The organism is Terriglobus sp. YAF25 (genome assembly GCF_052113305.1).
Lineage (GTDB): Bacteria > Acidobacteriota > Terriglobia > Terriglobales > Acidobacteriaceae > Terriglobus.
Genome location: NZ_JBFRCY010000444.1, coordinates 1 through 6,162, shown reverse-complemented (window position 1 = coordinate 6,162; position 6,162 = coordinate 1). Strand labels below are relative to the sequence as shown.

Below are 6,162 nucleotides of genomic sequence, written 5' to 3'. Positions count from 1 at the left end.
TGGGTGGATGGGCGATGACTGGTTCCACAATGGAGCTTTCCGTCAGCAGAACCTGCCTTACATCTACGAGCAGGAAGGCTCGCGCTCGAACGATTACAAGTGGTGGTCCGACGCTTTCGATGAGTACGACTTCTGGATGAAGGCAGGCTCGGCCGGAGAGATGGGCAAGCGTCATGGAGCAGAGCAGGTCGGCTTCTGGCGGAATATCCTGGCGCATCCGGCGTATGACGAGTGGTGGCAACAGCAGGCTGTCGACAAACTGCTGGCGAAGGAGCCGCTGGCGGTTCCCATGATGGTGGTGCACAGCCTGTGGGACCAGGAAGATATCTATGGCGGCATTGCGGTGTACAAGGCCCTATCGGCGCAGCCCGCGAACAAGGGCAAGCTCTTCCTGGTGATGGGGCCCTGGCATCACGGACAAGAGATTGAGGAGTCCAGCAACATGGCCGCGATCCGCTGGGGCAGCGCGACCGGCACCTACTTCATGCGCAAGGTGCTGCTGCCGTTCCTCGATCACTATCTGAAAGACAACGCTCCGGCGATGGACGTAGCGCCAGTAACCGCCTTTGAGACCGGCACCAATGAGTGGCGCAAGCTGAAGAGTTGGCCGGTGGGATGCGAAGGCACCTGCTCGATCGAAAAGAAAGATCTGTTTCTCGGCAAAGGACTGGCAGCGACCTGGAATACGCCGGCGAATAAGACAGGTGAGTTTGAGGAGTACGTCTCCGATCCGGCGAAGCCAGTGCCGTTCCGTGCACGTCCCAATCAGCCCATTGGATATACGCCGCCGCTGACCTGGGTGAACTGGCTGGTGGACGATCAGCGTGAGGCCTCGGGCAGGCCGGATGTACTGAGCTACGTCAGTCAGCCCCTGACCGAGCCATTGAAGATCAGCGGCCAGCCGCTGGTGAAGCTGTTGGCTTCGACATCGGGTACGGATTCCGACTGGGTGGTGAAGCTGATCGATGTGTATCCGGATGAGGTGGCAGATCAGCCGGAGCTGGGTGGATATCAGCTTGCGGTCTCGATGGATATCTTCCGCGGCCGCTATCGCGAGAGCTTCGCCACCGCCAAGCCGATTGAGGCGAACAAACCGCTTGAGTATCGCTGGGAGCTGCCGACGGCGAATCATGTCTTCCTGCCGGGTCACCGCCTTATGGTGCAGGTGCAGTCGAGTTGGTTCCCGCTGTATGACCGCAATCCGCAGAAGTTTGTGCCCAATATCTTCTGGGCGAAGCCTGAGGACTATGTGAGGGCAACGCAGCGGATCTATGCAGGGAGCGCGGTGGAATTGCCGGTAGTGAAGTAGGGACGCGGTTGAATGGTTGAATTGTTGAATGGTTGAATCGTGCGGTATGGGCGAGGCGTAGACATTTACCTCGCCTTTGGATCGATAATTCTTGGCTATCGCTGAGAGCCAGAGACGCCCTAGACTGGTTGCATGCCGAGACGGTCCACCACGCATCACCAACAAAAGGGAAAGAAAGACTCGGTACGCCGGAAGGCTTACCTGCTCATCCAGAAGAAGATTGGTAACGGTCAGTTGAAGGCGGGTGAGTTGATCTCAGAGGTTGCTCTGGCCAAGGAGCTCGGCAGCAGCCGCACGCCTGTCCGTGAGGCTGCCGGACAACTACTGGCGGAGGGCATGCTGGAGCTGAGTCCTGGCGGCGGCATTGTGGTCACGCGGCTGACGCGGCAAGGGATTACGGAGCTGTATGAGTTGCGTGAAGCACTTGAGGTCTTCGCCGTAGGCCGTGCGGCGCAGAACGGGGTTCGCCCGACCGACGTTGCCCGTCTGAAAGAGCTGTTGGACGAGACGCAGGCGCTGCTGAAAGAGCTGAAGTCTTCCGGTCAGAAAGAGCTGGATGAGGACCAGATGCGCCGGTTTGCCGTCAGCGATCTGGGTTTCCATACGCTGCTGCTGCGGCTGGCGGCCAATGAACGCCTATTGAAGGTCGTGAATGAGACGCGGCTGATGATCCGCATCTTCGGGATTCAGCGCAGCGGCCATCGCCGGGAAGAACTGGAGCGGATTCACCGTCACCACAAAGAGATTCTGCAGGCCGTGATCGATGGCGAGCCGGAAGCGGCGCGCAGTTTGCTGTCGCAGCATATCCAGGCGAGCGCCCAGGAGAGGCTGGAAGAGTTCGACTACTGGGAGCGGGAACAGCACCTGGCGAGTTTGGGAGGGTGAGCCCATCCACTGGGTGTCCCAGGTCCCTTGGGGACCTGGGTATTCGAGCGAAGCTCGAACCGTCTTTTTGTTTGTCATTTCGTAGCGACCAAAGGTCGCGGAGAAATCTGCTTCTCTACCGGACTCACAACGGAGAAATAGAACGGTCGCGCGTAGCGCGATACCCCACGTCCCAGAAACGGGACATAGGAAGCCGGTTTATGGGTTGTTAGAACTCTGTGGCCTCCCCGCCCACCCTAGCGTTGCGACGGTTCACCCCAACGAACAAAGTTTGTTGGGGACCCCGAGGGTGGGGCACCCGGGTAGAGAAGAAGGACAGCGATCTGTTTTCTCTCTATTTGTCGACAAATAGTTGACATTACCTCTATCATGCCCACATGGCAAAACTGGTGACCGGGGTCTATGCGGCGGTGCTTACGCCGCGCGATGCAGCAGGGAAGATTGACGCAGGGCAGCTTCGAGGATGGATCGAGTTTCTTCTAGGCAAAGGCGTCAAGGGTTTTGCCATCAATGGCGCGACCGGCGAGTTTCCGCTGGTGACCGAGGCGGAGTTCTCGGAGCTGATGGAGATCGTGGCCGGTACCGTCGCGGGCCGGGGAAGCTTTCTTGCTGGTGTGGGGGCCGCTGGAAGCTCTGACGCCATTCGCTTGGGAAAGATTGCCCGTGAAGCCGGTGCGAAGGCTTTGCTGCTGCCCATGCCGTACTTCTTTCCCTACAGCCAGGGAGACCTGACTGCCTTCTGCCGCGAGGTAGCCGAGAACGTGGAGACACCGATACTGCTCTACAACCTGCCGCAGTTCACCTCCGGTCTGCAGCCGGAGGTGTCGCTGGCGCTCATCGAGCAGTGCAGCAACATCATCGGCATCAAGGACTCAAGTGGTTCTCTGGATACGGTCTCGCTRCTGAGCAAGCGCGCGTCGAATGCATGCCGCATTATCGGCAACGACGGTGCTCTGGCGCCGGCCTTGAAGAGCAAGGTGGCCGATGGAGTGGTCTCTGGCGTATCGTGCGTGTTGCCGGAGCTGATCACAGCTCTCTTTTCCTCCGGTGTGGAGGAGACGCGCGGCGTGGACCTGGATGCGCTCAACGGCAGGCTGCATATGTTCATCCAGCAGCTTGACCGGATGCCGACGCCGTGGGGGCTGAAGGTCTTCGGAGAAGCACGCGGCCTGGCGCAGGCGACCTTCCCCTTTGCTCTCAGCGATGAGCGCAAACAACAGATGCAGGAGATGCTGGCGTGGTTTGCGGAGAACCGCGCGGCCATGATGGTTCAGGAGTAATGGCGATGGTGAAGGAAGTTGTTCTGATAACTAGCGGCGATCTGCGGCTGTCGGCCAACCAGGCGTGCTGGCCGGCGCAGAAGGAGCTGGAGGAGAAGCTGACCTCAGTGCTCGCTGCTATGGGGGTAATGATGCGGCGCGCCTTTCCTGTGGATGAAAGTGGAGCCGCGGCTTTGACGATGCCTTCTTCCTGAATGGCTTGAAGCAGTGGCTGGAGACGGGGACGGTTACGCATGATCTTTCGCATGTACAGCCGCTGAAGATGGACAGGCTTCCGGAGACGGCAAAGGCGGTGGGCCGCGAGGTGGCTACGGCTCTGCGCGATCGCAAGGCGATCTTCGGTATCTTCGATGAAGGCTGCATGGGCATGTACAACGCCATCATCGATGACGAGCTGCTGAATCCCTGCGGGTTCTTCAAGGAGCGGCTGAGCCAGAGCGCGCTTGCCGCGCGTATGACCACGGTCAGCGATGAGGAGGCCGCGGCGGTGCGTGCGTGGCTGGATGCACGCGGCCTGCGCTTCGTTACAGGCAAAGATGAGGCGACGGAGCTGACCGACCGCCAGATTCTGCTGCAGGCGAAGATGTATATCGCCGCCGTACGCATGGCGGCGGAGTTCGGCTGCGACGCCATCGGCATTCAGTATCAGCAGGGACTGAAAGACACGACTCCGGCTTCGGATCTGGTGGAAGGTTTGTTGAATAATCCCGATCGCCCCCCGGTCTTGGATGAGAACGGTGTGGAGCTCTTCGCGGGCAAGGCCCTGCCGCACTTCAACGAGGTAGACGAGGGCGCCGGTGTGGATGCCCTGGTGACTAACCGCTGCTGGGTGAAGCTTGGGCTTGATCCTTCGACGACGCTGCACGATGTGCGCTGGGGCGAAGAGCTTGAGGTCGACGGGGAGAAGCAGTTCGTGTGGGTGTTGCAGATCTCGGGCGCTGCTCCGGCGAGCCACTTCGTGGGCGGCTACGCAGGTTCTGTCAGCGAGCGGCAGCCGGCGATGTACTTCCCCCTCGGGGGAGGGTCGTTGAAAGGTGTGGGCAAGCCGGGAGAGATTGTGTGGAGCCGCGTCTTTGTCGAGGGTGGAGCGCTGCACGTGGACCTGGGCCGCGGCACGGTTGTCACACTGCCGTCTGAAGAGACGGAGCGCCGCTGGCGCGAGACCACCTATCAATGGCCTATTGTGAATACCGTCCTGCACGGCGTTACCCGAGATAGCTTCATGGCGCGGCATCGGGCCAACCACATCAGCATTGCCTATGCGAACGACGCTGCTGGAGCTGACTATGCGCTCGCAGTAAAGGCTGCGGCGTTTGCCGAGCTCGGATTAAACGTCCATCTCTGTGGTGTAAAGGCATAGTGACGAAGATCGAGGCGGTCACGGGCAAGGCCTATCCATGGCTGCTGGTGGGCATGCTGTGGTTTGTCTGCCTGTTCAACTACGCGGACCGGCAGGCCATCTTCTCGGTCTTTCCGTTGTTGCGTAAGGAGCTTGCGCTTACGCCGATTCAGCTCGGCATTGTGGGCTCAAGCTTTATGTGGATGTATGCGCTCGCCGGACCGTTGGCCGGATGGGCCAGCGACCGTGTCTCTCCGCGCAAGGTGATTGTCGGCTCATTAGCCTTCTGGTCGGTGGTGACTGCGGGGACCGCGCTGAGCCATACGTATGGCGTCCTGGTCTTCTTTCGCACGCTGGGCGGGTTAGGCGAGGCCTTTTACTTTCCCGCCGCCATGGCGCTGATCGGCGCGTATCACGGTGCGGCTACCCGGTCGCGAGCGATGGCGCTGCACCAGTCGAGCGTGTACGCAGGCACGATTGCCGGTGGAGCAATGTCGGCCTTCATCGCTGAGCGCCACGGCTGGCGCTCGAGCTTCACCATCTTTGGTGTGCTGGGCGTGGCGCTGGCGGTGGTGCTGCTCTGCTGTTTGCGGCAACCGCCTCGGGTTGCGGGCGATGAGCCACAGGAGAATCCGCTGCTGCATTTCGCCCGGGGAGTGCGTGAGGTGCTGCGCAACGGCCACATCATGCTGATGATTGCGGTCTTCATGGGAGCGAACTTTGTTGCCGTGGTCTTTCTGACGTGGCTGCCGACCTTCCTGCTGGAAAAGTTCCATATGAGCCTGACCAATGCCGGCTTCAGCTCGACGGCATATCTGCAGGCTGCCTCGGTGCTGGGTGTGTTGCTGGGCGGCTGGCTTGCCGATCGCTTTGCTGCAAAGCGATCAGGCGGACGTCAGTTGACGCAGGCGATTGGCCTGCTGTGCGGTGTGCCGTTTCTGTTTCTTACCGGATGGTCGATCACGGTGCTGGGACTGATCGTCAGCATGACCGGCTTTGGGTTTTTCAAAGGCATCTACGACGCGAATATCTGGGCGTCGCTGTATGACGTGGTGCCGGTGGAGAAGCGTGGTGTGGCAGCCGGTGTGATGAATAGCCTGGGATGGCTTGGTGGAGGATTTGCGCCTGTTCTAATCGCCGCTGCAGCGCAGCGCTTTGGATTGTCAGCGTGTATCAGCGCGACGTCGGTGATCTATCTGTGTTTGGCTGTCGTGATGATGGGATTGTCAGCGAAGCTCGCGAAGCGAACCTAGCAGCAAGGGTGAGATAAGATGTATCGCTTGCCCATGCATCCGTTGCCCCATTCTTTCGCGTAGCGAAAGGGTGGGGTATCGCGCTGTGCGCGACCT

The 6,162-nt window shown here is 60.1% G+C and carries 6 protein-coding genes; all 6 read left to right on the top strand.

Annotated elements, in window-relative coordinates; genetic code table 11:
* Positions 1–1,309 (top strand): CocE/NonD family hydrolase (locus AB4043_RS17580; RefSeq protein WP_442307650.1); only part of this gene is annotated, 1,309 nt, incomplete at its 5' end.
* Between the two features lie 132 nt (positions 1,310–1,441).
* Entirely contained in the window at positions 1,442–2,194 is a 753-nt protein-coding gene (locus tag AB4043_RS17575; protein ID WP_442301952.1) for a GntR family transcriptional regulator, read from the top strand.
* A 377-nt stretch (positions 2,195–2,571) separates the two neighbouring features.
* Entirely contained in the window at positions 2,572–3,474 is a 903-nt protein-coding gene (locus AB4043_RS17570) for a dihydrodipicolinate synthase family protein (protein WP_442301953.1), read from the top strand.
* Positions 3,475–3,479: 5 nt separating this feature from the next.
* On the top strand, positions 3,480–3,668 hold the full coding sequence (locus AB4043_RS17565) for a hypothetical protein (RefSeq protein WP_442307649.1): 189 nt from the start codon (positions 3,480–3,482) through the stop codon (positions 3,666–3,668).
* Between the two features lie 5 nt (positions 3,669–3,673).
* Positions 3,674–4,834, top strand: coding sequence for a fucose isomerase (locus tag AB4043_RS17560; RefSeq protein ID WP_442307648.1), 1,161 nt, complete (start codon positions 3,674–3,676; stop codon positions 4,832–4,834).
* Positions 4,834–6,066, top strand: coding sequence for an MFS transporter (locus tag AB4043_RS17555; RefSeq protein ID WP_442301955.1), 1,233 nt, complete (start codon positions 4,834–4,836; stop codon positions 6,064–6,066). The genes AB4043_RS17560 and AB4043_RS17555 overlap by 1 nt, the downstream gene beginning before the upstream one ends.
* The last annotated feature ends 96 nt before the right edge of the window (positions 6,067–6,162 follow it).